A 4562-nucleotide genomic window follows, 5' to 3' on the forward strand; every position below is an offset into this window, starting at 1 on the left:
GTTAATTTTAGTTTCAGATAGTTCTACTTTGTCGTCTCTCCTGATATAATATGGTGCATATAACTTTACATCCGGTTGATAAGCAAAGGGTTGATAAGCAACCCCAATATCTAAAAGTTCTGTATTTGTCTCAATTTCTGATTTAAGTCGCTCCAATAATTCCCCATCATTTAATTTACCAGAAGTGAGGTCGTTGGCTACAGAAATAGCTGATTTTTGGGCAAAATACAGTCGTCGGTCAATCTCCAGAGCAACTCTAGCTGTTTCCCTTTGAGCTTGATGTTTAGCATTATCAAATCTCTCTTTTTGTTCTAGAGTGTACAATAAAGACCCTAATATAGCTAATGTTAAACTAATTCCACCAAGGGTTAGTGAAGTGTAAAATGCGATTATTTGTGGCTTACTAGCATTATTAATAGTTAATGTTTTATGTAAAAATTTGTAGATTTTTTGTTTGATTATTTTAGCTTTTTTTTGAATTTTTTTCTCGTCTTTTATGAAATCATTTTGAATCTTTTTATCAATCTTCATAATTTTGTTTTTTCTGTAGATTTTATTACATAATAATATCTTGATTTTTGGCAAAAAAATGGAGAGTATTAACATTTTTTTAAGCTGCCTAGATCAAAATATATGAGTGTCAAGATTACCCGAAGGAGAATTGGGCGTTGGTGAATTAGTGTATCATATTCATCTTAATTACTTAGGAGTCAACCCACCCCTAACCCCTCCCCTCCTGGGAGGGGAAGGACCGAGTCAGGAGTCAGGAGGGAATAAAGAAGAAGAAAGAGGAGTAGAAGGAAAAAGTTTTTTGGTCGCGGAGCGCGGAACAGAGTTCTATCGCGCTTTTATCCGGATATGATATCATACCTCAAATCACCAACGCCGAGAATTGTGCTATCTATAGCGCTGTGCGTAGGCAACAGGCAACAGCTCCGGAAGGGGGAATAAATTGCCGTTTGCGCAGCATCTCCGTTGGAATAATATAAGACTTTTAGCTATTTTGCCTCTCCTGCAATTTGTAAATATACCAGCGCTCATTGCTATAAATTTTGTCTCAAAATATCAACTCTAGTTCATCTGATATTTGAGCGACAAATATAGGAAGATCAATCTGAAATGTTCCTAACTCTTACAGCACTTTTGAGAAAAATAGTTTAATCTTAATATCTTTTCTTTCTCTTGAGTTACACAACTCTACTAAGTAGGTAAGTATTAAAAAATCAAAACGTCAAAATTAGGCGACAGTTTATCAATACCTTATTTCAAACTTTTTACACAACTAAATATACATCGATTTTATTGTACCAACTTACTTATTCGTTCTCCGATTATTACTCAAATAATACATTCAGTACTTACGCATGAGGTACGAAAAACTAGGATTTGAGATGGCTTTCCGTTCCGGACTGCTCCGCAAACCCTGTGGGTCGCTTCGGACGAAAATACCTTGCAGGTGCGTAAGTCCTAACACTATATATAGCATAGCTTTGTAGGCTCTGTATATATGAACTAGACAACTAATTAAAAAAGTCAAGTTATTTTTGATTTTTTTAAAAGTCTGACAAGGTAAAGTTTGATTTGCATCAGCCAAAAGAGATTTTCAGAAAAAATTAAGGTATTCTATAATTTGCAGGATAATGCCTGGTTATTTTAAATTTAATTTGCCCTCTCTCCAATCCCTGCTCTGATAATTCCATGATGATGCAATGCCAATATTAAAATATTATTTAACAATACTTGATCGACTGTTTTTTTGCTACTGTAAGAACAATCTAAATTTTGCATTGTACTAGACTCTAGACTTCAGTTTCTGTAGACTAGGAAAGTACATTATTCTTATAATAAATCTCTAAGTTGAGTAAAAAAAATGGACTTATTAGAACAAATTTGGAATAGTCTTGGAGAAATCTCTATTTTTGGCCTATCGGCATATAAACTATTATTTGCACTCGGGGTGTTGCTATTAACACTAATACTCCAGGGATTTATTGCTGGAGTAATTATTAAAAGTATTGAGGGTCTAGCTTCTAACACTAAATCTGACTTAGACGATCAATTGATTGCTATCATTAAAGAACCCTTAGGCTGGTTAGTTTTAATTGCTGGGTTTTGGTCAGTGCATATAATTTTAATGGAGTATATCAGTCCTCAGTTAAACAAAATTATAACTGATATTATCGGTTTAGCTGCTATTGCTCTGGTAGCAAATGTGATTTATCGTTCAGCTCCTTTGTTAGGTCAACTACTAAAATATCTAACTATTCACACTGAGACAGACCTCGATGATTTGCTGGTTCCTTATTTCCCTAGACTATTTCGGATTGCAGCAATTGTTGTGGTATGTATTAAAGGAGCAGAAGTCTTTTTGGGAGCATCTGCAGGAGCTTTGATTGGTTTACTTGGTGGTGCTGGTGTTGCTTTAGGTTTGTTGTTCAAAGACATTATCTATGATTGGTGTTGTGCTGTAATTATCTATACTGATGGGTTGTATAGACCTGGTGATTGGATAGGAGTTACAGGATTAAGTGGTTTTTTCCAGGTTTCAGAAATTGGTTTAAGAACAACAAAGTTGTACTCATGGGAATGGGGTTCGATCATTAAAATGCCCAATTCTCGAATGGTTGGTGGTATTGTAGATAACTGGTCTCAAGACAGAGCTAATGTTGAAGAGTGGGGGATAACAGGAACTTTAAAAATTGATGGCATTACAGCAGATCAAGCAGAGAGAATAATAGCTGGTCTTGATGAAATATTTAAAAGTATGGAAGGTTTTCTGGAACATTATATAATGTTCCTAGGTCTTGAAGGTAATGCTCGCAAGATTAAATATGTTTCATATCATCCTCCTGCTGGTTACGGGCGTACTGCCAATGAATTTCATTTGAGGGTAATGAAATTAATGGAAAAAGAGGGTATTGCTGCTCAGAATGTCTTTATCATTACTGACCAAGAAAGTTATACAAAAAATATGAAAATGGCAATCAAGAATTGAGTTCTAAATATCCATAAGTTAATATTTTGGTAATGGTAAACAAGTAGTTATTGTTGAGGTTTACCTTCTAGTATCGCTACGCGGAAATTAAAAGTCATGCATTTAAAAGCGAGTGCTAATTGGCGAGGTCTCCTACGGGGCGCCTACTGTGCGGAATTACTTCCGCACACAGCCCCTCCAGAATGTAAGACGCACATCTGACAGTCAATCATTTTTGATTTGTAATTGTTCGCGCGATTTTGTAACTGGTCAGTTATTTCCGCTGAATACTGATAAATAACTGTTGTGAGGAGTCAGTCCTCAGGAGTCAGGAATCAGGAGGGAAGAAAGGAGAAAAAGAGGAAATATTGGTATTGGGGGTATTGATAATTTCAGTATTTGTTTGGTACTGTCGGTATTGTCAGTCCTTAAATTTTATTTATAACTGACCCGTCCGCAATTCGTAGCTCCCCCAGAGGGGGAACATGATATAACATCTTTTTGTTCCTGCTTACCTAACTTTTTTCTTTCTATTTAATAGTTTAATGGCGAATATTAATGCTTTCTATCTCTGATCGCCAACTTTGCTAAAGTTTATTTGTAGAAACTTCCTACTTTTCACAGCTTTGTGGCTGTATCCTGTCTTAATTTAGCAACAGTGACATCTGGAGTTACAGATATTTCCAAACCATGACCAATAAACCATCCTTACTAATTCCCTAATAGACATCTGGTAAAAATCCAAAATAAAATCAATTCTCACACATAAATTATCAATTCTTTCCCCTCCTGGGAGGGGGAGGGGCGAGGGGTGGGTTCCCTACTGCCTACAGCAAAGCTGCCTACTGCCTCATTTGGAGGAGATGTCTAATAGTTACTTATGGGTGAAATTGCCAAGCTAAACTATTTTTTTGCCAAGTAAAACCTTGGTTTTGATGCTGAGAAGTCTAGGCAAGTAGAGTTGCATTAACCGGTCAATCAAATATATTGCTACGCCAATGTAAAACAGATGTATTTTCTGCCGATAAATAACCTCAAGATTAGTTTATTCCTGCCTCAGTAAATTCCAATTTTGACCAAAAAAAAGGTCTCAAGTTTTCCCTTTCTAGGGGATAAAAAAGAAAATTCTGCATCTTAAAAGCTTCCCTAGTACTGATAGGGTAGCTCCTCTATCTGTAAAGATGCTAAGTAAATTGACTAACCAATTTCTTTAGTTGAACTGCATAAACTGATGCTCCTAGTGCCCGTGTCATTAATTGAGAACCCAAGCAAATTCTGAGAATAGGTAAATCTGTAATAATGACGATTTTTTAGTAAATTCAATTCATCTGTTAAAAATGGAGAATCTGGTTAATCCAATATATCTGCCAATCATTATTTAGTAAATCAGTTTTATACCAAATTGACGCAAAGGTAGTTATGTATTAATCTATAATTTTTTGCCTTAAATCTACAATTTTATCGTTCGCAGATATTGTAAATATTTAATTTTTTTCGATCTTTTTTCATATAGAACCCATTTGAGGTCTATATAATTATGGTAGTCAAGTCTTTTCGCGCATCAATGAGTGAGGAACAATCATCAGCA

At 35.4% G+C, this 4562-nt stretch carries 4 protein-coding genes; 2 read left to right on the forward strand and 2 right to left on the reverse strand.

Features of this window, described 5'->3' with window-relative positions:
* Window positions 1-531 (reverse strand): hypothetical protein (locus tag F6K13_RS19530; RefSeq protein WP_287288091.1); only part of this gene is annotated, 531 nt, incomplete at its 3' end.
* Window positions 532-637: 106 nt separating this feature from the next.
* Between F6K13_RS19530 and F6K13_RS19535 the strand changes: the two genes are divergently transcribed.
* Complete coding sequence (locus F6K13_RS19535) at window positions 638-862, forward strand: hypothetical protein (protein WP_124145451.1); 225 nt, start codon at window positions 638-640, stop codon at window positions 860-862.
* A gap of 1008 nt (window positions 863-1870) precedes the next feature.
* Window positions 1871-2995, forward strand: a complete 1125-nt coding sequence (locus F6K13_RS19540) for a mechanosensitive ion channel family protein (protein WP_124155269.1) — start codon at window positions 1871-1873, stop codon at window positions 2993-2995.
* A 1163-nt stretch (window positions 2996-4158) separates the two neighbouring features.
* Here the strand turns inward: F6K13_RS19540 and F6K13_RS35250 are convergent.
* Window positions 4159-4281 (reverse strand): hypothetical protein, encoded by a 123-nt coding sequence (locus tag F6K13_RS35250; protein WP_124147717.1) that lies wholly within the window; start codon window positions 4279-4281, stop codon window positions 4159-4161.
* Window positions 4282-4562 lie beyond the last annotated feature (281 nt).

Origin of the sequence: Okeania sp. SIO2B9, from assembly GCF_010672505.1 — a bacterium.
GTDB lineage: Bacteria > Cyanobacteriota > Cyanobacteriia > Cyanobacteriales > Microcoleaceae > Okeania > Okeania hirsuta.